Source organism: Halomonas alimentaria, from assembly GCF_009902005.1.
Classification (GTDB): domain Bacteria; phylum Pseudomonadota; class Gammaproteobacteria; order Pseudomonadales; family Halomonadaceae; genus Halomonas; species Halomonas alimentaria.
On record NZ_WUTT01000001.1, the window covers coordinates 516,910 to 538,508 of the forward strand.

14 protein-coding genes are annotated in these 21,599 nt (G+C 67.2%); 10 read left to right on the top strand and 4 right to left on the bottom strand.

Annotated elements, in window-relative coordinates:
- Positions 1–18 precede the first annotated feature (18 nt).
- Positions 19–3,969 carry a phosphoribosylformylglycinamidine synthase gene (gene purL, locus GRB96_RS02570; RefSeq protein WP_161430307.1) on the top strand — a complete coding sequence of 1,317 codons (3,951 nt, stop codon included), beginning with the start codon at positions 19–21 and terminating at the stop codon, positions 3,967–3,969.
- Between the two features lie 11 nt (positions 3,970–3,980).
- On the top strand, positions 3,981–5,837 hold the full coding sequence (radD, locus tag GRB96_RS02575; protein WP_476729745.1) for a DNA repair helicase RadD: 1,857 nt from the start codon (positions 3,981–3,983) through the stop codon (positions 5,835–5,837).
- Between the two features lie 51 nt (positions 5,838–5,888).
- On the opposite strand, the gene GRB96_RS02580 is transcribed toward radD, so the two are convergent.
- Entirely contained in the window at positions 5,889–6,185 is a 297-nt protein-coding gene (locus GRB96_RS02580; protein WP_161430309.1) for a PP0621 family protein, read from the bottom strand.
- A 96-nt stretch (positions 6,186–6,281) separates the two neighbouring features.
- On the opposite strand from GRB96_RS02580, the gene GRB96_RS02585 reads away from it, so the two are divergent.
- Positions 6,282–7,913, top strand: a complete 1,632-nt coding sequence (locus GRB96_RS02585; RefSeq protein WP_161430310.1) for an NAD+ synthase — start codon at positions 6,282–6,284, stop codon at positions 7,911–7,913.
- 127 nt (positions 7,914–8,040) lie between these two features.
- Here GRB96_RS02585 and GRB96_RS02590 read toward each other — a convergent pair whose 3' ends face one another.
- Positions 8,041–9,822, bottom strand: coding sequence for a diguanylate cyclase domain-containing protein (locus tag GRB96_RS02590; protein ID WP_161430311.1), 1,782 nt, complete (start codon positions 9,820–9,822; stop codon positions 8,041–8,043).
- A gap of 196 nt (positions 9,823–10,018) precedes the next feature.
- Positions 10,019–10,888, bottom strand: a complete 870-nt coding sequence (locus GRB96_RS02595; RefSeq protein ID WP_161430312.1) for an outer membrane protein assembly factor BamD — start codon at positions 10,886–10,888, stop codon at positions 10,019–10,021.
- Positions 10,889–11,026: 138 nt separating this feature from the next.
- Here GRB96_RS02595 and rluD point away from each other — a divergent pair, with 138 nt between their 5' ends.
- The 5 genes from rluD (at position 11,027) to ilvN (ending at position 18,268) form a co-directional block, all read left to right on the top strand.
- Positions 11,027–11,986 carry a 23S rRNA pseudouridine(1911/1915/1917) synthase RluD gene (gene rluD / locus GRB96_RS02600; RefSeq protein ID WP_161430313.1) on the top strand — a complete coding sequence of 320 codons (960 nt, stop codon included), beginning with the start codon at positions 11,027–11,029 and terminating at the stop codon, positions 11,984–11,986.
- Between the two features lie 27 nt (positions 11,987–12,013).
- Complete coding sequence (gene pgeF, locus GRB96_RS02605; protein ID WP_161430314.1) at positions 12,014–12,769, top strand: peptidoglycan editing factor PgeF; 756 nt, start codon at positions 12,014–12,016, stop codon at positions 12,767–12,769.
- Between the two features lie 155 nt (positions 12,770–12,924).
- Positions 12,925–15,507: an ATP-dependent chaperone ClpB gene (gene clpB, locus GRB96_RS02610; protein WP_161430315.1), complete on the top strand. Its 2,583-nt coding sequence runs from the start codon at positions 12,925–12,927 to the stop codon at positions 15,505–15,507.
- A 545-nt stretch (positions 15,508–16,052) separates the two neighbouring features.
- On the top strand, positions 16,053–17,777 hold the full coding sequence (locus GRB96_RS02615; protein ID WP_161430316.1) for an acetolactate synthase 3 large subunit: 1,725 nt from the start codon (positions 16,053–16,055) through the stop codon (positions 17,775–17,777).
- Positions 17,777–18,268, top strand: a complete 492-nt coding sequence (gene ilvN / locus GRB96_RS02620) for an acetolactate synthase small subunit (RefSeq protein WP_089680772.1) — start codon at positions 17,777–17,779, stop codon at positions 18,266–18,268. Before GRB96_RS02615 ends, ilvN begins: the two co-directional genes overlap by 1 nt.
- A gap of 71 nt (positions 18,269–18,339) precedes the next feature.
- On the opposite strand, the gene ilvY is transcribed toward ilvN, so the two are convergent.
- Positions 18,340–19,227, bottom strand: a complete 888-nt coding sequence (ilvY, locus tag GRB96_RS02625; RefSeq protein ID WP_161430317.1) for an HTH-type transcriptional activator IlvY — start codon at positions 19,225–19,227, stop codon at positions 18,340–18,342.
- A gap of 175 nt (positions 19,228–19,402) precedes the next feature.
- On the opposite strand from ilvY, the gene ilvC reads away from it, so the two are divergent.
- Together ilvC and pssA are read left to right on the top strand one after the other, a co-directional pair.
- On the top strand, positions 19,403–20,419 hold the full coding sequence (ilvC, locus tag GRB96_RS02630; RefSeq protein WP_161430318.1) for a ketol-acid reductoisomerase: 1,017 nt from the start codon (positions 19,403–19,405) through the stop codon (positions 20,417–20,419).
- Positions 20,420–20,567: 148 nt separating this feature from the next.
- Complete coding sequence (pssA, locus tag GRB96_RS02635; RefSeq protein WP_161430319.1) at positions 20,568–21,434, top strand: CDP-diacylglycerol--serine O-phosphatidyltransferase; 867 nt, start codon at positions 20,568–20,570, stop codon at positions 21,432–21,434.
- The last annotated feature ends 165 nt before the right edge of the window (positions 21,435–21,599 follow it).

Consider the following 21,599-nt stretch of genomic DNA (forward strand, 5'->3'; position numbering starts at 1 on the left):
TCTCAGAGGCTCCTGGATATGCTCGAACTGCGCGGCGCCCCCGCCCTCTCCGCCTTCCGTCATGCCAAGTTGCTGGCCGCCCTGAGCGACGGCGTGGGTGACGTCGCCTCCCTCTCGGCGGAATATGTGCACTTCGTCGACCACGAGGGCGAGCTGTCCGGCGAGGCCCTGGCCGTGCTTGAGCAGTTGCTCGACTACGGGGTCGAGCACCGGGACGAGGATGTCCGCGAGGGCCAACTGTTTCTGGTGGTGCCGCGTATCGGCACCCAGTCGCCCTGGTCCTCCAAGGCGACCGATATCGCCCATAACTGCGGCCTTTCCCAGGTGAGGCGCATCGAGCGTGGCATCGCCTACCGGGTCAAGCTCAAGGGGATGCTCTCCGAGAAGGCCTTCGAGCGGATCATTGCTGCTCTCCACGACCGTATGACCGAGACGGTGCTCACCGACTCGAGCGACGCGGCCAAGCTGTTCGCCCATCACGAGCCGGCGCCGCTGGGCAGTGTCGACCTTCTCGCAGGGGGGCGCGAGGCGCTGGTCACCGCCAACGCCGAGCTGGGCCTGGCCCTGGCGGATGACGAGATCGACTACCTGGTCGAGGCCTTCCATGACCTGGGGCGCAACCCCACCGACGTCGAGCTGATGATGTTCGCCCAGGCGAACTCCGAGCACTGTCGCCACAAGATCTTCAATGCCGACTGGGTGGTCGACGGCGAGGCGCAGACGCACTCGCTGTTCAAGATGATCAAGAACACCTACCAGGCCTCGCCGGACGACATCCTCTCCGCCTACAGCGACAACGCGGCGGTGATCCGTGGCTGCGAGGCGCCGCGCTTCTTCCCGGCACCGCTGACCGGCCAGGCGGGGGAGCGTGCCACCTACGCGGGCCATGCCGAGCCGATCCAGATCCTGATGAAGGTGGAGACCCACAACCACCCGACGGCCATCGCGCCGCACCCGGGGGCGGCCACCGGCGCCGGCGGCGAGATCCGTGACGAGGGCGCCACCGGTATCGGCGGCAAGCCCAAGGCGGGACTCAGCGGCTTCACGGTCTCCAACCTGCGTATCCCCGAGTTCGTGCAGCCCTGGGAGGCCTTCGACTACGGCAAGCCCGAGCGCATCGTCTCGGCGCTGGCGATCATGCTCGAGGGCCCCATCGGCGGCGCGGCCTTCAACAACGAATTCGGCCGGCCCAACCTCACCGGCTACTTCCGTACCTACGAGCAGGAGGCGCTGGGCGCCAACGGCATCGAGCGCCGCGGCTTCCACAAGCCGATCATGATCGCCGGCGGCTTTGGCAACGTCCGCGACGGCCACGTGCAGAAGGGCGAGATCCCGGTGGGTGGCAAGCTTATCGTGATGGGCGGCCCGGCCATGCTGATCGGCCTGGGGGGCGGTGCGGCCTCCTCCATGGCCTCCGGCGCCTCCAGCGCCGACCTGGACTTCGCCTCGGTGCAGCGCGGCAACCCCGAGATCGAGCGCCGCGCCCAGGAGGTGATCGACCGTTGCTGGGCGCTGGGCGAGGCCAACCCGATCCGCTTTATCCACGATGTGGGGGCCGGCGGCCTCTCCAATGCGCTGCCGGAGCTGGTCAAGGATGGCGAGCGCGGCGGTCAGTTCGACCTGCGCGCGGTGCCCAACGCCGAGCCCGGCATGAGCCCGCTGGAGATCTGGTGCAACGAGGCCCAGGAGCGCTACGTGCTGGCGGTGGCGGCCGAGGATCTCGACACCTTCGATGCCCTGTGTGCTCGGGAACGCTGCCCCTACGCCGTGGTTGGCGAGGCCACCCAGGCCCACCACCTGGCGGTGCGTGACGGCCACTTCGAGAGCCAGCCCGTCGACCTGCCGATGAGCGTACTGTTCGGCAAGCCGCCGAAGATGACCCGCGAATTCCAGCGCCAGGCCAACGAGCTGCCGGGGGTGATGCTCGACAACCTCGACCTGCGCGAGGCCATGGACCGCGTGCTGCGCCTGCCCACCGTGGCGTCCAAGAGCTTCCTGATCACCATCGGCGACCGCTCCATCACCGGCCAGGTGGCCCGCGACCAGATGGTCGGGCCCTGGCAGGTGCCGGTGGCCGACGTGGCGGTGACCACGGCCAGCTTCGATACCCATGCGGGCGAGGCCATGGCCATGGGCGAGCGTCCGCCGGTGGCGCTGATCGCCCCCGCCGCCAGTGCCCGCCTGGCGGTGGCCGAGGCGATCACCAACCTGGCCGCGGCACCCATCGACAAGCTTTCCGACATCAAGCTCTCCGCCAACTGGATGAGCGCGGCGGACCACCCCGGCGAGAACCAGGCGCTGTATGACGCCGTCCATGCGGTGGGCATGGAGCTCTGCCCTCAGCTTGGCATCGCCGTGCCGGTGGGCAAGGACTCCATGTCCATGCGTACCGCCTGGCAGGAGGAGAATGCGAAGGGTGACGTCGAGGAGAAGAGCATCACCTCGCCGCTCTCCCTGGTGATTACCGGCTTCGCCCCGGTCAGCGATGCCATGCGCACCCTGACGCCCCAGATCAACCTGGAGCAGGACGAGTCCGACCTGATCCTGATCGACCTGGGCGAGGGGCAGAACCGCCTGGGCGGCTCGGCGCTTGCCCAGGTCTACGGCCAGGTCGGTGACGAGGCCCCGGACCTGGATGACCCGGAGGATCTCAAGGCGTTCTTCGCGGTGATCCAGGGGCTCAACGCCGAGGGCAAGCTGCTCGCCTACCACGACCGCAGCGACGGCGGTCTGCTGGTGACCCTGCTGGAGATGGCCTTCGCCGCGCATGCCGGCCTGGAGATCAAGCTCGACTGGCTGGTGGATGAGCCGGTGGAGGCCTTCAACGCGTTGTTCGCCGAGGAGCTGGGCGCGGTGATCCAGGTGAGCCGCGAACACACCGAGGAGGTGCTGGCCCAGTTCGCCGCCGCCGGCCTCGAGACCTGTGGCGTCATCGCCCGGCCACGCTACGACGACCAGGTGCGCGTCACCCTCTTCGAGGAGCCGCTGCTGGAGACCACCCGGCTGCGCGCCCAGCGCACCTGGGCCGAGACCAGCTATCGACTGCAGGCGCTGCGCGACAACCCCGAGTGCGCCAAGAGCGAGTTCGATGGCCTGCTCGACGACCGCGACCCGGGGCTCTCCGCCACGCCCACCTTCGAGGTCGATGAAGATATCGCCGCCCCCTATCTCCAAGCACCCGGGCTCAACCTGGCGCGGCCCGCGGTGGCGGTGCTGCGCGAGCAGGGGGTCAACGGCCAGGTGGAGATGGCCTGGGCCTTCGACCACGCCGGCTTCGAGGCCGTGGATGTGCATATGAGCGATATCCTGGCGGGGCGGGTGTCGCTGGATGAGTTCAAGGGCCTGGTGGCCTGCGGCGGCTTCTCCTATGGCGACGTTCTGGGTGCCGGTGGCGGCTGGGCCAAGTCGGTGCTGTTCAACGAGCGTGCCCGTGAGCAGTTCGCGGCCTTCTTCGAGCGCGACGACAGCTTCTCGCTGGGCGTCTGCAATGGCTGCCAGATGCTGGCCCAGCTCAAGGAGCTGATTCCCGGCGCCGAGGCCTGGCCGCGCTTCGTGCGCAACGAGTCCGAGCAGTTCGAGGCCCGCGTGGCCATGGTCCAGGTGGAGGAGAGTCCCTCGATCCTGCTGGCCGGCATGCAGGGCTCGCGGCTGCCCATCGCCGTGGCCCATGGCGAGGGTCGCGCCGAGTTCCGCGACAGCGCCCACCTGCGTGGGATGCAGGGCAGCGGCGAGGTGGCGCTGCGCTACGTGGACAACTATGGCCAGGTCACCACTCGCTACCCCGCCAACCCCAACGGCTCGCCCTCGGGCATCACCGGCCTGACCACCCCGGACGGCCGGGTCACCATCATGATGCCCCACCCGGAGCGGGTGGTGCGTGCGGTGACCAACTCCTGGCGTCCGGCGGAGTGGACGCAGGATGGCGCCTGGCAGCGGCTGTTCCGCAATGCCCGGGTGTGGGTGGACTGAGGGTTTTCGTGTTGCCCCATGACCCTGTACAGAAGGCGGCCTCCGGGTCGCCTTCGGCGTCTGCGGCCCCGGCACTGCGCCCCTACCAGCGGGAGGCGGTGCGCCGGGTGATCGAGCACTTCCGGGGATCGGATGAGCCGGCGGTGGTGGTGTTGCCCACGGGCAGCGGCAAGTCGCTGGTGATCGCCGAGCTGGCGCGCCTGGCCCGGGGGCGGGTGCTGGTGCTGGCCCATGTGCGCGAGCTGGTGGAGCAGAACCACGCCAAGTACCAGGCCTACGGCCTGTCCGCGGATATCTTCAGCGCCGGCCTGGGGCGCAAGGAGAGCGGCCGCCAGGTGGTGTTCGGCTCGGTGCAGTCGGTGGTGCGCGGCCTCGAGCGCTTCGCTTCTCCGTCTCAGGGTCAGGGCGACTTCACCCTGCTGGTGATAGACGAGTGTCACCGGGTCTCCCCCGCCGAGGATGCCAGCTTTCGCCGGGTTATCGAGCGGCTGCGCCGGGCCAACCCGCGCCTCAAGGTGCTGGGGTTGACCGCCACCCCCTATCGGCTCGGTCAGGGCTTCATCTACCACCGCCACCATCACGGCATGGTTCGCGGAGAGGCCGACGTCTTCTTCCGGGAGTGCGTCTTCGAGCAGCCACTACGCCTGATGGTCAAGCAGGGCTACCTCGCCGAGCCGGTAAGGGTGGATGCTGCGGTGGAGCGCTACGACTTCTCGGCGCTGGCTCCCTCCACCAACGGCCTGTTCCGGGAGGAGGAGCTCAACCGGGTGGCGGCGGGCAACCGTGCCACGCCGGGGATCATCGCCGAGGTCATCGAGCGCGCCCGCGACCGCCAGGGGGTGATGCTCTTCGCCGCAAGCGTAGCCCACGCCGAGGAGATCCTCGGCTACCTGCCGGCGGCCACGGCGGCGCTGATCACCGGCGAGACCCCCTCCACCGAGCGCGAGCGGATCATCGCCGCCTTCAAGGCCCGCGAGATCAAGTACCTGGTCAACGTGGCGGTGCTGACCACCGGCTTCGATGCCCCCCATGTGGATCTGATCGCCATCCTGCGTCCCACCGAGTCGGTGGGCCTCTACCAGCAGATCGTCGGCCGTGGGCTGCGCCTCTCGCCGGGCAAGCGCGACTGCCTGATCCTCGACTACGCCGGCAACCCCTGGGACCTCTATGCCCCGGAGGTGGGCTCGCCCCGGCCCGACTCCGACAGCGAGCCGGTGCAGGTGGAGTGCCCGGCCTGCGGACACGCCAACCTCTTCTGGGGCAAGCGCGATGGCGAACTGGTGATCGAGCACTTCGGGAGGCGCTGCCAGGGGCTGGTTCTTTCTAGTCGCGCCCGACCCCGCGCGAAAAGCGAAAAATCAACGTCGACGATGGAGCAGTGTTCGTTTCGCTTTCGCTTCAAGGTGTGCGGGGAGTGCGGTGCCGAGAACGATATCGCCGCCCGGCGCTGCCACGGCTGCCAGACCCTGCTGGTGGACGCCGACGACAAGCTGAAGGAGGCGCTGCGCCTGCGCGACGCCCGGGTGCTGCGGGTGGCCGGCATGCAGCTCGAGGCCACCGTCAATGGCCGCGGCCTGGCGCGGCTCAAGGTCACCTATCACGATGAGGAGGGCGTGACGCTGTCCGAGTGGTTCGCCCTGGAGACCCCGGCCCAGCGAGGCGCCTTCGCCGCGGCCTTCCTGCGCCAGCACCTGCGGGCCCCGGGGGTGCCCTTCCGGCCCACCACGCCCGAGGAGGTGGTCGCCGAACAGCGGCGACTACGCCATCCGGATTTCGTGGTGGGGCGCAAGGTGGGGCGCCACTGGCAGGTGCGCGAGAAGCTCTTCGACTATACCGGGCGCTACCGCCGCGCGGTCGAGGCGGGGTAGGTCAGCCGGCATTGCCTCGAGGGCAAGCGGGGTGTGGGAAGGGAGGGCGACTCAAGAATGCGGCTCGTCATCGCCGTCCCGGTCTTCCTGTTCCTGCTGCTCCTGGAGGTAGCGGTCGCGGTGGGCGCTGGAGCAGAACCACTGGCCTCTCTCGCGCTGGGCTTCGCTCTCCGGTACATGCACCTGGCACCAGGCGCAGCGAACCATCTGATTGCCCCCGGCGCCCTCGCGGTCGTCCTCCAGCAGCTCTTCGCGCTCCAGTTTCCATTCCCGGTAGATGCGGTACAGCTTGAGGCCGGCCAGGAACAGCACGGCGAAGATGATCAGGCGAATTATCAATAGGTTCATCCAGGTGGCTCCCAGGTGGGGTGGTCGGCTTTGCCAGTCGGCCGCCCATGCGGGACAATGAGGGCATACATCGATTCTCGAGAGATTTCCAAGCCCATGCAAGACCTGACGCTGGTGATGGCTCAGCTGGACCCTCTGGTAGGGGATATTCCCGGCAACACCGAACGCGCCATCGAGGCGGTGCGTGAGGCGCGCATCGAGCATGGCGCCGATATCGTGGTGCTCCCCGAGCTGTTCCTGACCGGCTATCCGCCGGAGGACCTGCTGCTGCGCCCCTCCATGGAGACCCGCCTGCGTGCGGCCCGTACCCGCATGGCGGAGAAGGTGGTGCGCGACGTGCTGGTGATCGTCGGCTACCCCGGCCGCCGCGAGGGACGGCTCTGGAACCTGGCCGGCGCGCTCTTCGACGGCGAGTGGCTGGGTGAGTACGCCAAGCAGGCGCTGCCCAACTACGAGGTGTTCGACGAACAGCGCTACTTCGCTCGTGGCAGCGAGCCGCTGGTGATCGAGCATCGTGGCGCGAAGCTGGGCCTGCTGATCTGCGAGGACCTCTGGGAGGAGGCGCCGGCGCGCCAGGCGAAAGCGGCCGGTGCCGAGATCCTGATCAGCCTCAACGCCTCGCCCTTCCACCAGGACAAGCCCGCCGAGCGGTTGCGCCTGCTGGAGGAGCGCGCCGCGGCGGTGGCGCTGCCCATCGTCTACGTCAACCAGATCGGCGGCCAGGACGAGCTGGTGTTCGACGGCGGCTCGGCCTGCGTGGACGCCGCCGGTGAGCTGGTGGTGCAGGCCCCCCACTGGGCGGTGGGGGTGATGCCGGTGCAGTTCATCCGCCAGCAGGGCGCCTGGGTGCCCCAGGCCGGGGAGACCGAGCCCGATGTCACGCCGGAGGAGAACCTCTACTGTGCGCTGGTCACAGGCCTGCGCGACTACGTCAACAAGAGCGGTTTCGAGGGCGTGGTACTGGGGCTTTCCGGCGGCATAGACTCCGCGCTGTCGCTGGCCATCGCCGTGGATGCCCTTGGCCCGCAGCGGGTGGAGGCGGTGATGATGCCTTACCACTACACCGCGGACATCTCCAAGCAGGACGCCGCCGAACAGGCCGATATGCTCGGCGTGCACTACGAGGTGATGCCGATCGAGCCCATGGTGGAGGCGTTCATGGCGACGCTGGCCGCGGCCTTCGAGGGCACGCAGCGCGATACTACGGAGGAGAACCTGCAGTCGCGCTGTCGCGGCGTGCTGCTGATGGCACTCTCCAACAAGAAGGGACTGATGGTACTGACCACCGGCAACAAGAGCGAGATGGCGGTGGGCTACGCCACGCTCTACGGCGACATGGTGGGCGGCTACAACGCCATCAAGGATGTCTACAAGACCTGGGTCTATCGCCTGGCGCGCTGGCGCAACACCCAGTCGCCGGCGATCCCCGAGCGGGTGATCGAGCGCCCGCCCTCCGCGGAGCTGGCCCCGGACCAGCAGGACAGCGATTCGCTGCCCGACTACGACACCCTGGACGCCATCCTGGTGCGCTATATCGAGGGCGACATGAGCGCCGAGTCGATCATCGAGGCGGGCTTCGACCGCGACGACGTCTACCGGGTGGTCAAGCTGGTGGACCGCTGCGAGTACAAGCGCCGCCAGGCGCCGGTGGGCGTGCGGGTGACCCGGCGTGGCTTCGGTCGTGATCGCCGCTATCCCATCGTCAATGGCTGGCAGCCGGGGGAGTAGCAGCAGCCAAGCCGCCAGCCTCAAGCGGCCAAGCCGTGAGGTAGACCATCGACATCCCATCGGGCCAGCCTGGTGGGGTGTTTCTTTTTCTGCGGACTGTCCCAGGCGTCATCTGGTCACCAGACCCTCAGGCTGCGTGGCGGCGCCAGGTGTTGCGGCCGGCCTGCTTGGCGCGGTACATCGCCGCGTCGGCGGCCTCGAGCAGTGCGTGCCCTTTGTCACCATCCCCGGGATAGAGTGCGATTCCCACGGAGACGCCGATGCGGATCTCGTGCCCGTCGAGGGGGAAGGGCTCGGTGAGGGCATCTATCAGCTTGGCTGCGACGCGGATGGCGCCCTGGTCGTCGTCAACCGGCATCAGCACGGCGACGAACTCGTCACCGCCCAGCCGGGCCAGGAAGTCGGCCTCACGCAGCGCCCCGCGCAGGCGACGGGTCACGGCCCGCAGCAGGTCGTCGCCGGCGGCATGACCGAGGCTGTCGTTGACCTCCTTGAAGTGGTCCAGGTCCAGGAACAGCACCGCCAGGCCGATCCCCTCGCGGTGTGCCAGTCGCATTCCCTGGGCCAGGTGCTGCTCCAGATGGAGGCGGTTGGGCAGGCCGGTCAGTTCGTCGTGCAGGGCGCGATGCTGGACCTCTGCCTCGGCGGCCTTCTGGGCGGTGATGTCGTTGAAGATATGGATATGACGCCGTGGCCGCCCCTCCTCGTCGCGCACCGTGCTGATGGTCTGCAGGGCGGTGAGGATGCTGCCATCGGCGCGGCGGTAACGCACCTCTCCCTGCCAGGCATCCCGCTGGGCCAGGGCTTCGCTGCCCGCATCCAGCGTCTCGGCAGTGTCGCCATGGACGGCAATCAGCGCCTCCAGCGGTTGTCCCCTCACTGCCTCGAGAGGGTAGCCCAGCAGCCGGGTGAAGGCCGGGTTGATGTCGAGCAGGTGCTGGTCGGCATCGGTGATGGCGATCGCCTCGTGGGCATGGCGGAAGACGCTGGCCGCCTGACGCAGTTCCTCGTCGGTCTCGGCCAGCCGCTGCGCCTGGTTGGCCACCTGGGTGAGCAGCGGGGCAAGGGCGCGGCTGACGACGGCGGTGCCGAGCAGGGTCAGCAGGCCCACCGCAATCACGGGCCACAGCAGCTGGTCCCAGACGGCGTGCAGGATGTCGGTATCGGGGATCGCCACTCGCAGCTCCCAGCCGGGGGTCTCGAGGGGCACGCGGTAGATGGCCTGATGCGGCTCGCTGCGTGCCGGGTCGAAGGGAGTGAGGCTCGCTCCCGACGCGGTGGAGGTGAGCTGGAGTCCGCTTTCCTGCTCGACCAGCACCTGGCGCACGTTGGGGCCGAAGCGTCGGCCATCCTCGAGCAGCGCGGCGAGCCGCTCGGTGCTGAAGACCAGGATGTCGCGACCGATGGGTTGGCCATGCTGTCCGGCAATCGTCAGGCAGGTCTGCAGCAGCGAAGGGGCGTCCTGAATCAGGACGACACGGCAGGTGGCGACATCGCTGGCCTCGGCAAGTGCCGGTAGCGTGGCGAGAGACGGGGGCGTGCCCAGTTGTGCGACCGCCTCATCTGCCGGGCCCAGACGCAGTATGCCTCGGATGTCGCGGATCTCGTCGAGGGCGTCGGCCAGTCGGGGCTCGGTGAAGCGCCGGAGTGCCGGCAGCGAGACCTCTCCCAGGGTGTACTGCTCAAGGCGCATGCGAATCTCGCTGCGGCTGGCGAGCTGGCGAGCGATATCGACGTAGCGAGTCAGTTCGTGATGCAGGACTGCCGCCTGGGCTTCGGCCCCGAGGCGGGTCGTCTCCTCGACGCTGTCGCGGGCGGCCAGGTAGAAGGGCAGGGCGGTGGCGAGTCCGGCCAGCAGGCCGGTGACCAGGATGCCCAGGGCGGCCAGGATCCGGATGTGCCGGTGCATCCGGCGGATTCGATGAGTGACGCGCGACGGGTCGCCTGGACTCATGGGTGGCCTATCGGTCAGGAGAGTCGTGATGCCATGCTTGGCTCAGTATACCTAGGGATGGTGCTGGTCGGCTCTTGTCTCTTGGTCCATACGCAACATGGGGCCACCAGCAAGGCTGGCGGCCCCATGAGACGGTTCGGGTGGGGTGGGCTCAGGCAGAGACTGATTCGGCGTCGACATGGCGTGGCTCGAAGGTGCGGCCACGCAGCTGGTCGTGGTTCGGTGCGTTGTCGATCAGCACCCGGAGCACCTCGCGGGCGCGGTCGCGCATCTCCAGGCCCAGGTAGCCTTCCACCATGACCGCCAGGGCATCACGAGTCGCCTCGCTCTCCGGGTAGTTCTCTACCACCCAGCGGCCCCGCTCCACGGCGGCCAGGTAGGCACCGCGGCGCATGTAGTAATCGGCCACGTGCAGCTCATGGCGTGACAGCAGGTTGCGCAGGTAGACGATGCGCTGGCGGGCATCGGGGGCGTACTGGCTGCTGGGGTAGAGCCGGACGAGCTCGCGGAAGTCGGTATAGGCGTCGCGGGAGGCGCCCAGGTCGCGCTTGGAGATGTCGATCAGCTTGAGGCGCTCGAGGCTGAAGCGCCCGGCCTGCCAGGCGGCCAGCCCGCGCATGTAGAGCGCATAGTCGGCCTGCGGGTGGCTAGGATGCAGGCGGATAAAGCGGTTGGCCGCGGCGCGGGTCGCTTCCCAGTCGTCGATCTCGTAGTAGGCGTAGATCAGCTCCAGCTGGGCCTGCTCGGCGTGACCGCCGAACGGGAAGCGGGTGTCCAGCGCCTCGAGCCGGGAGATGGCGGCGGTGAAGTTGCCGCGGTCCAGGGAGTCGCGCGCCTCCTCGTAGAGCTCGCGCTCGCCGAGGTTGGCATACTCGACCTCTTCATCCGCGACCTGCGAGGAGGTGCTGGCACCCTCGTCGCGAGAGTCATCGGCGCCACCGCCGAACAGCGAGCAGCCGGTCAGCAGGCTGGTGGCCAGGAGCAGGGCCGCGAAACGGGCAGGGGAGTTGGAAACGCGCATCGTGATCCTCGTGGCAAACAACGCGGACAGGCCGTGTTAGAATCGGCTCTAAACCCGCTCACTATAAAGCACTGCGTGGCAAAACGCAGTCATCGGCGGCGCCTCGATCCCGATCCCCGCAAACGGTCACCCTCTTCCATGTCCCAGACCTTCGAAGCACAGCAGCGTGTTCCCGACGCCATGGCCGGTCAGCGCCTCGACCAGGCCGCCGCGGAACTCTTCGCCGATTTCTCCCGCGAGCGCCTCAAGGCCTGGATCAAGGCCGGCGACCTGACCCTGGACGATCGGCCGGCACGGCCCAAGGACAAGGTCTATGGCGGCGAGTGGCTGCGCCTTTGCACCGAGGTCGAGGACGATACTCGCTTCGAGCCCGAGGATATTCCCCTGGACGTGGTCCACGAGGACGACCAGGTGCTGGTGATCAACAAGCCGCCGGGGTTGGTGGTGCACCCGGCGGCAGGCAATCCGGATGGCACCCTGCTCAATGCCCTGCTGCACCACGACCCGGCGCTGGCGTCGGTGCCCCGGGCCGGCATCGTCCATCGCCTGGACAAGGACACCAGCGGCCTGATGGTGGTGGCCAGGACCCTGACCGCCCAGACGGCGCTGGTGGAGCAGCTGCAGGCGCGCACGGTGTCGCGGGAGTACGATGCGATCTGCGTGGGTGTGATGACCGCCGGTGGTACGGTGGATGCGCCCATCGGCCGGCACCCCAAAGATCGCAAGCGCCAGGCGGTGACCGCCTCCGGCAAGCCGGCGGTGACCCACTACCGGGTGGTGGAGCGCTTCCGCGCCCACACCCACGTGCGCTGTCGGCTGGAGACCGGGCGCACCCACCAGATTCGCGTGCATCTCGCCCATCTGCGCTATCCCCTGGTCGGCGACCCCGTCTACGGCGGCCGTCTCAAGCTGCCCGCCGGGGCCTCGGAGACGCTCAAGGAGATCCTGCGCGAGTTTCCGCGCCAGGCACTGCATGCGCGCAAGCTGGCATTCGTGCACCCGGGCAGTGGCGAGCAGGTGAGCTTCCGGGCGGCGCTGCCGGACGACCTGCTGATGCTGCTCGACTACCTGCGCGACGACCACCGGACGATGCGCTGACTTCCCTGCTGTGCCGAGGAGACTGCCATGAGCGATGCCCCCGACCTGCGGCCCTCCCTGGTCCTGCCCGACTGGCCGGCGCCCACCTCCGTGGGGGCCTTCGTCACCACCCGCGAGACCGGTCCCAGCCAGGGCGACTTCGCCTGCTTCAACCCCGCCGATCATGTGGGTGACAACCCCGACCATGTGGCGCTTTGCCGGCGGCTGCTGCAGAAGCAGGTCGACGACGAGCGCCCGCTGCTGTGGCTCAACCAGGTGCATGGCGCCCGGGTGCAGCAGGCCTACGCGGCCGAGCCGCCCGAGGCCGATGCCGCGGTGGCCTTCGACCGCGACTATGCCTGCGTGGTGCTTACCGCCGACTGCCTGCCGGTGTTCCTCTGCGATCGCCGCGGTGAGCGCGTGGCGGTGGCCCACGCCGGCTGGCGCGGGCTGGCCGGCGGTGTGCTGGAGGCCACGGTGGCCGCACTGGGCGTGCCGCCGGAGGAGCAGTTGGCCTGGCTGGGGCCGGCGATCTCCAATGCCCAGTTCGAGGTAGGGCCCGAGGTCTACCAGGCCTTCGTCGGCGTGCACCCCGAGGCCGCCGATGCCTTCGACCCCAGCCCCTATCGCCTGGGCCACTACATGGCCGACCTCTACCGGCTGGCGCGCCTGCGCCTGGAGCGCCTGGGTGTCTCGCATATCAGCGGCGGCCACTTCTGCACCGCCTGCGAACCGCGCTTCTATTCCCACCGGCGCGACGACGGCCGCACCGGCCGCATGGCCAGCGTGATCTGGCTGCGCTAGTTCCCTTCCTCCTTTGACCCGCGTCAACTTGTCACGCGCTTCCCCTGGCGGCCGACTTGAAACCCGGCCAGCCTGACGCCATTGAAGGTGTCAAGACATTCACAGGGTCAAGCGGGGCGTCCAACCGCCTCGCCATCCCGATGGAGGAAGTTGCTATGCGTTTCGACAAGTTCACCGCCAAGTTGCAGAACGCCGTGGCCGACGCCCAGTCGCTGGCCGTGGGGCGTGGGCATAACCAGCTGGAGCCCGGGCACCTGCTGCTGGCGCTGCTGGAGGCCACCGATACCGGCGTCAAGGCGCTGGTGCAGAAGGCCGGGGGCGATGCGGCTCGCCTGCGTGACGGCCTGGTGGGCCACCTCGACGACCTGCCCAAGGTCGCCAACTTCGACGGCGAGGTGCAACCCTCCCGCGACCTGATCAAGCTGTTCAACCTTACCGACCGTGAGGCCCAGAAGCGCGGCGACCAGTACATCGCAAGCGAGTTGGTGCTGCTGGCCGCGCTGGAGATGGGGCACGCGGTGACCAAGCTGCTGACCCAGGCCGGGGTCACCCGCAAGTCGCTGGAGACCGCCGTCGACAGCGTGCGCGGCGGCGAGAAGGTCGACGATCCCAATGCCGAGGATCAGCGCGAGGCGCTGGAGAAGTACACCCTGGACCTCAACGAGCGCGCCGCCAGCGGCAAGATCGACCCGGTGATCGGCCGCGACGACGAGATCCGTCGCACCATCCAGGTGTTGCAGCGTCGCACCAAGAACAACCCGGTACTGATCGGCGAGCCCGGCGTGGGCAAGACCGCCATCGTCGAGGGGCTGGCCCAGCGCATCGTCGACGGCGAGGTGCCCGAGGGTCTCAAGGACAAGCGCGTACTGTCGCTGGACATGGGCGCGCTGCTGGCCGGGGCCAAGTTCCGTGGCGAGTTCGAGGAGCGCCTGAAGGCAGTACTCAAGGAGCTGGCCCAGGAGGAGGGCCGGGTGATCCTGTTCATCGACGAACTGCACACCATGGTCGGCGCCGGCAAGGCCGAGGGCTCCATGGATGCCGGCAACATGCTCAAGCCGGCGCTGGCCCGCGGCGAGTTGCACTGCGTGGGTGCCACCACCCTGGACGAATACCGCAAGTACATCGAGAAGGACGCCGCCCTGGAGCGCCGCTTCCAGAAGGTGCTGGTGGACGAGCCCTCCGAGGAGGACACCGTGGCGATCCTGCGTGGCCTCAAGGAGCGCTACGAGGTGCACCACAAGGTCGACATCACCGACGGCGCGATCATCGCCGCGGCCAAGCTCTCGACCCGCTATATCACCGACCGCCAGCTCCCCGACAAGGCCATCGACCTGATCGACGAGGCCTCCTCGCGCATCCGCATGGAGCTCGACTCCAAGCCCGAGGAGATGGACCGCCTCGACCGCCGGCTGATCCAGCTGAAGATGGAGCGCGAACACCTCAAGAAGGAGACCGACGAGGCCTCGAAGAAGCGCCTGGAGAGCCTCGAGGAGCAGATCGACGAGCTCGAGCGTGAGTACGCCGATCTCGACGAGATCTGGAAGGCCGAGAAGGCCAGCATCCAGGGGGCGGGCCAATTCAAAGAGGAGCTCGAGCGAGCCCGCATCGAACTGGAGCAGGCCAAGCGCCAGGGTGACCTGGGCCGCATGTCAGAGCTGCAGTATGGGGTGATCCCGGCGCTGGAGAAGAAGATCGCCGAATCCAGCGAGGCGGAGGCCGATACCTCCAAGCACACCCTGCTGCGCTCCAGCGTCACCGAGGAGGAGATCGCCGAGGTGGTCTCGCGCTGGACCGGCATCCCGGTCTCCAAGATGCTCGAGGGCGAGCGCGACAAGCTGCTGCGCATGGAGGAGGCGCTGCACGAACGGGTGATCGGCCAGGACGAGGCGGTGACCGCGGTGGCCAACGCCGTACGCCGCTCCCGTGCCGGGCTGGCCGACCCCAACCGGCCCAACGGCTCCTTCCTGTTCCTCGGCCCGACCGGGGTGGGCAAGACCGAGCTCTGCAAGTCGCTGGCCAACTTCCTCTTCGACACCGAGGAGGCGATGGTGCGCATCGACATGTCGGAGTTCATGGAGAAGCACTCCGTGGCGCGGCTGATCGGCGCACCTCCCGGCTATGTCGGCTACGAGGAGGGGGGCTACCTGACCGAGGCGGTGCGCCGCAAGCCCTACTCCGTGCTGCTGCTCGACGAGGTGGAGAAGGCCCATGCGGATGTCTTCAACATCCTGCTGCAGGTGCTGGAGGATGGTCGCCTCACCGACGGCCAGGGTCGCACCGTGGACTTCCGCAACACGGTGATCGTCATGACCTCCAACATGGGCTCGGACATCATCCAGCGCATGGGCGGCGACGACTCGGACTATGCGCAGATGAAGGAGATGGTGATGGCGGTGGTCGGCGACCACTTCCGCCCCGAGCTGATCAACCGCATCGACGAGGTGGTGGTGTTCCACGCCCTCGGCGAGGCGCAGATCCAGGCCATCGCCGAGATCCAGCTCGACCGCCTGCGCGCGCGGCTGGCCGAGCATGACCTCTCCCTCGAGGTCAGCGAGGAGGCGCTGGCCCTGCTGGCCGAGGCGGGCTTCGACCCGGTATTCGGTGCCCGGCCGCTCAAGCGGGCCATCCAGGCGCGCATCGAGAATCCGCTGGCCCAGGACCTGCTGGCCGGCAAGTTTGCGCCGGGCGACGTCATCCATGTGGAGGCGGAGGGCGACCAGCTGGTGTTCCAGAGCTGAGCCCGCACGCCGCGCGGTAAGGCCGAGTCACACAGCGCCACAAAGCGTTACCTTGCCGCCCGGGCAACCGGGCGGTATCGGTCTACACTGAGATTCAGGTTGCGTCCTGTAACCCCCTTGCCCGTCCCTCCCCGTGAGCGGACGGGCTCTTTTATGGTGCCCCCGGACCCCAGGGTCGCCTTGCCGAAACGCCCGTCATGGGCTACCCACGCTGTTTCCGCGGTTGACACTGCCACAGTGCTAATGGAATCTTGACCCTTCCTGATACGGGCACGGACCCAGCGGGCAACCCCCCATCGCCGTGTGAAGGGTAGGCCTCACGGCCTCTACTCGCCGAAGGACTTCCGATCGCGGGCCAACCGCCCCGGTCGGCCAACGCCCCGCCGCGGCGAACCGCCGTGATGAGAGTGCAGGCCCCAACAGGGCTTCTTGCCAGGGTTTGGCATCAGGTGCCGGTACTTCCGGCAGCGGCATACCGCCGCACTCGACACCGTCTCCTCCAGCGGAGGCGGATCGCACTCGAGACCTCCAGGGGAGAAAAACACGTGGAATTGCTTTCCGGCGCGGACATGATCGCCCGCTTCCTGCAGGATGAGGGCGTCGAATATATCTATGGCTATCCCGGCGGCGCGGCGCTGCATATCTATGACGCCCTGTTCCGCCAGGACAAGGTCAAGCACATCCTGGTACGCCACGAGCAGGCTGCCACCCACGCCGCTGACGGCTATGCACGGGCCTCCGGCAAGCCGGGCACGGTGCTGGTGACCTCCGGCCCCGGCGCCACCAATGCCGTCACCGGTATCGCCACCGCTTACATGGACTCGATCCCGATGGTGGTGCTGTGCGGCCAGGTGATGAGCCACCTGATCGGCGACGACGCCTTCCAGGAGACCGACATCGTCGGCGTGACCCGGCCGATCGTGAAGCACAGCTTCTCGATCCGCCACCCTAGCGAGATTCCGGAAGTCCTCAAGAAGGCCTACTATCTGGCCGCCACTGGCCGGCCAGGCCCGGTGGTGGTGGACATTCCCAAGGACATGACCGCGCCCACCGAGCGCTACGAGTACGTTTACCCGAAGAAGGTCAAGATGCGCTCGTACAATCCGGTCACCCGCGGCCATACCGGCCAGATCAAGAAGGCCGTGGAGCTGATGCTCAAGGCCAAGCGTCCGGTGTTCTACACCGGCGGCGGTGTGGTCACCGGGCGGGCCAGCGAGGGACTGACCGATCTGGTCAAGCGCCTGGGCTACCCCATCACCACCACCCTGATGGGCATCGGTGCCTACCCCCAGAGCGGTCGTCAGTGCCTGGGTTGGCTGGGCATGCACGGCTCCTTTGAATCCAACATGGCCATGCATCATGCCGACCTGGTGATCGCCATCGGCGCTCGCTTCGACGACCGTGTGACCAATAACACCTCGAAGTTCTGCCCCACCGCCAAGGTCATCCATGTGGATATCGACCCGAGCTCGGTCTCCAAGACCGTGCGTGCCGATGTACCCATCGTGGGGCCGGCGGGCAGCGTGATCAGCGAGATGATCAGCCTGGTGCAGGGCAAGGAGATCGCCCATCCCGAGGCGCTCCAGGAGTGGTGGCAGAAGATCGACGGCTGGCGCGAGGAGCGTGCGGGCAAGCTCTACGAGCCTTCGAAGCCCGGTGAGACGATCAAGCCCCAGGAGGTGATCGAGGCGCTGTGCCGGGTCACCCGCGGCGAGGCCTATGTCACCACCGACGTGGGCCAGCACCAGATGTTCGCGGCCCAGTACTACAAGTTCGACAAGCCCAACCGCTTCATCACCTCCGGGGGGCTGGGCACCATGGGCTTCGGCTTCCCGGCAGCCATGGGCATCAAGCAGAACTTCCCCGACGAGCAGGTGATCTGCGTCACCGGCGAGGGCAGCTTCCAGATGATGATGCAGGAGCTCTCCACCTGTAAGCAGTTCGGGGGTGGTGTGAAGATCGTCAATCTGAACAATGCCTCGCTGGGCATGGTGCGCCAGTGGCAGGACCTCAACTACAAGTCGCGTCATGCGCACTCCTACATGGAATCGCTGCCCGACTTCCAGAAGCTGATCGAGTCATATGGCTTCACCGCGCTGAAGGTCGAGACCCTCGACGAGCTCGAGCCGGCACTGGAGCGTACCTTTGCCGACAAGCACGAGCTGGTATTCCTCGACGTTGCGGTCGACCCGCACGAGCACGTCTATCCGATGCAGGTGCCCCTGGGCTCCATGCGTGACATGCTGCTTTCCAAGACGGAGCGGACCTGATGCGCCATATCATCTCGATTCTGATGGAAAACGAACCGGGCGCCCTGTCTCGCGTGGTGGGGCTCTTCTCGCAGCGCAACTTCAACATCGAGACGCTGAACGTGGCGCCCACCGAGGATCCGACCCTGTCGCGACTGACGGTCACGACCGTGGGTGACGACCGGGTCATCGAGCAGATCACCAAGCACCTCAACAAGCTGATCGATGTGGTCAAGCTGGTCGACCTCACCGAGGGCAACCACATCGAGCGCGAGCTGATGCTGGTGAAGGTGAAGGCGCTGGGTTCGACTCGCGACGAGGTCAAGCGCACCGCGGATATCTTCCGCGCGCAGATCGTCGACGTGACACCGAGCCTGTTCACGGTTCAGATCACCGGCGATGCCGGCAAGCTCGACGCCTTCCTGCAGGCCATGGAGCCGGTGGGGGTGCTGGAGGTGGCTCGCACCGGGGTCTCGGGCATCGCCCGCGGCGACAAGGTACTGTCTCTGTAGGCCTCCTGCACAAGCGCCAACAAAACACAAAGGCCGCCCCGAGGGGCGGCCTTTGTGCGTCTGGGCCCGGCTCAGCGTTCCACTACCTCGTCCCAGAGCGCGCGGATCAGCGGACTCCTGAGGCGCCGCTCAAGCACGCAGAGGCCGACGTCATAGTGCGGCAGCTCCGGCTTCACCGGCAGGATACGCACCCGCTCGCGCAGCGGGCTGTTGTCGAGCACGATCCTGGGCACCACGCCGATGCCGAAGCCCAGCCCCACCATGCTGACGATCGCCTCGTGGCCGGCCACCTGGGCATAGATCCGCGGCGTCACGCCCAGGGCCCGGAACCAGGTGTCGGCATGGCTGCGTGACAGGCCGGCTTCGGAGAGGATCATGGGTACCTCGCGCCATTGTTCGGCGCTGGGTGACTCCGGCCTGGGCGGGATCCAGTCGGGCGTTTCCCGGGGAGCGATGAACACCAGCGGCGCCCGGGTCAGCGACTTGAAGGCCAGCGCCTCTGGTGTCTGACGCGGACGCGGCGTGATTGCCATGTCCTCATCCCCGGCCAGCACACGGCTCATCGCCTCGGCGGGGTCGCCGGTATGCAGCTTCAGCTCGATGCCGGGGTGGCGACTGCGGAACTCGCTGAGCAGTTCGTAGAGGAAGCTGTAGCTGGCGGTGACCGAGCAGTAGACGCTGATCTCGCCGGTGAGCCGTCGGGCCTCGCTCATCAGCGACAGGCGCAGCTCCTCCCAGCGCTCCAGGGTCTCGCGGGCATAGTGCTGGAAGGTCTCGCCCTGGCGGGTGAGGGCGACGTGTCGGTTGTCGCGCTCGAACAGGGTCACTCCCAGGCTCTCCTCCAGCTGGCGGATGGAGCGAGAGAGGGTGGAGGTGCTGACGTGGCATGCCTCGCTGGCGCGCCCGAAGTGCAGGGTGTCGGCCAGGGCGAGGAAGTGGTTGAGGGGGCGCATGTCCATGCCAGCAATTATTGCATATCCCGGGATGTGGCGTTGCAAATATCGCGTTTTACGCAATGGCGAGGCTGGCGTATGGTTGAGCCATCGGATGCCGCGAACCCAGTCCCGCGTCAGACGGGGCGGGTGGCCATCAACGCTGACACCCTCACTTATTTCATGTTTTCAGGAGCACGATATGCACGTTTACTACGACAAGGATTGTGACCTCTCCCTCATCCAGGGCAAGAAGGTCGCCATCGTGGGTTACGGCTCCCAGGGCCATGCCCACGCCAACAACCTCAAGGAGTCCGGCGTCGATGTGACCGTCGCCCTGCGTGAAGGCTCCTCCTCCGCCGCGAAGGCCGAAGGTGCCGGCCTCAAGGTCGCCAGCGTACCCGAGGCATGCAAGAACGCCGACGTGGTGATGATCCTGGCGCCGGACGAGAACCAGAAGGCGATCTACGAGAACCAGGTCGAGCCGAACCTGAAGCAGGGCGCCACTCTGGCCTTCGCCCACGGCTTCAATATCCACTACAACCAGATCGAGCCGCGCAAGGATCTGGACGTGGTGATGATCGCTCCCAAGGCCCCGGGCCATACCGTGCGCTCCGAGTTCGTGCGTGGGGGCGGTATTCCGGACCTGATCGCCATCCATCAGGACGCCACCGGCAACGCCAAGGAGCTCTCCCTTTCCTACGCGGCAGCCATCGGCGGCGGTCGCAGCGGCATCATCGAGACCACCTTCAAGGACGAGACCGAGACCGACCTGTTCGGCGAGCAAGCTGTGCTTTGCGGCGGCGCCGTTGAGCTGGTCAAGGCCGGCTTCGAGACCCTCACCGAGGCAGGTTACGCCCCGGAGATGGCCTACTTCGAGTGCCTGCATGAGCTCAAGCTGATCGTCGACCTGATGTACGAGGGCGGCATCGCCAACATGAACTACTCCATCTCAAACAACGCGGAGTATGGCGAGTACGTGACCGGCACCGAGGTGATCAACGAGCAGTCTCGCGCCGCCATGCGCAATGCGCTCAAGCGCATCCAGACCGGCGAATACGCCAAGATGTTCATCAACGAGGGTAACAGCAACTACCCCTCCATGACCGCGCGTCGTCGCTTGAACGCCGAGCATGAGATCGAGCAGGTGGGTGCCAAGCTGCGCGGCATGATGCCGTGGATCGCGGCCAACCAGCTGGTGGACAAGAGCAAGAACTGATCGAGTCGGCAACTCGAGAAGAGGATCAGGGGCGCGGGCAACCGCGCCCCTGATCGTTTCCGGGTGGTGCCAGTTGGCATGGTTGGCTTTGCGCCCATGGGTGGCCGTGCAAGAATGGCCCCATGATTTCCAGGCAACGGATGAGACGATGAGTCAGGATCCCCGCAGCAATGAGCATGATGCTTCGCCCCACAGCGAAGGGCCGCCTCGGGAAGAGGAGCGACCCCAGGACGAGGACCTGGCGTCGGTCTTCCTGCGCGAGACGGAGGTGATCGAGGAAGCCGAAGAGGATGGCCGCACCGTCAGGCGCAAGGGCATCTACCTGCTGCCCAATCTCTTCACCACCTCGGCGCTGTTCGCCGGCTTCTTTGCGGTGATTGCCGGCATCAACGGCGACTTCACCGCCGCCTCCGTGGCGATCTTCATCGCCATGGTGCTCGACGGCCTGGATGGTCGCGTGGCCCGGATGACCAACACCCAGAGTGCCTTCGGTGCGGAGTATGACAGCCTCTCCGACATGCTCTCCTTCGGGGTGGCGCCGGCGCTGGTCGCCTTCACCTGGATCCTCCAGGATATCGGCAAGACCGGCTGGGTGGTGGCCTTCCTCTACGTGGCCTGCGCCGCCCTGCGCCTGGCACGCTTCAATGTGCAGATCGGCAGCGTCGACAAGAAGTGGTTCATCGGCCTGCCCAGCCCCTCGGCGGCGGCGCTGGTGGCGGCCAGCGTCTGGACCTTCCACAGCTTCGATGCCGAGGCCTTCGGCTTCAAGCTGCTGATGCTTGTGATCGTGGCTGCCGCCGGCGTGCTGATGGTCAGCAATATCCGCTACTACAGCTTCAAGGATATCGATCTCAAGGGGCCGGTGCCCTTCGTGGTGCTGCTGGCCATCGTGCTGGGCTTTGTGGTGATCAGCGTGGAACCCTCGGTGATGTTGCTGCTGCTGTTCGGTGCCTATGTGGTTTCTGGCCCGGTGATGGCGGCGATGCGCAAGCTCAAGCACCAGCCCGAACCCTGAAAGTTTCCTGTTTGTCGGTTGGCTACGCCCGCTTTGTGCGGGCGTCGTCGTCTCTGACACTTTTTTATCCGGGAGGTATTGCACGCCGCCGGGGAAAGCCGTAAAGTACGCATCCGCTGCCGGCGACGGGCACACGTTGCAGGCGGTGGAGGTGGCAGAAGTGAT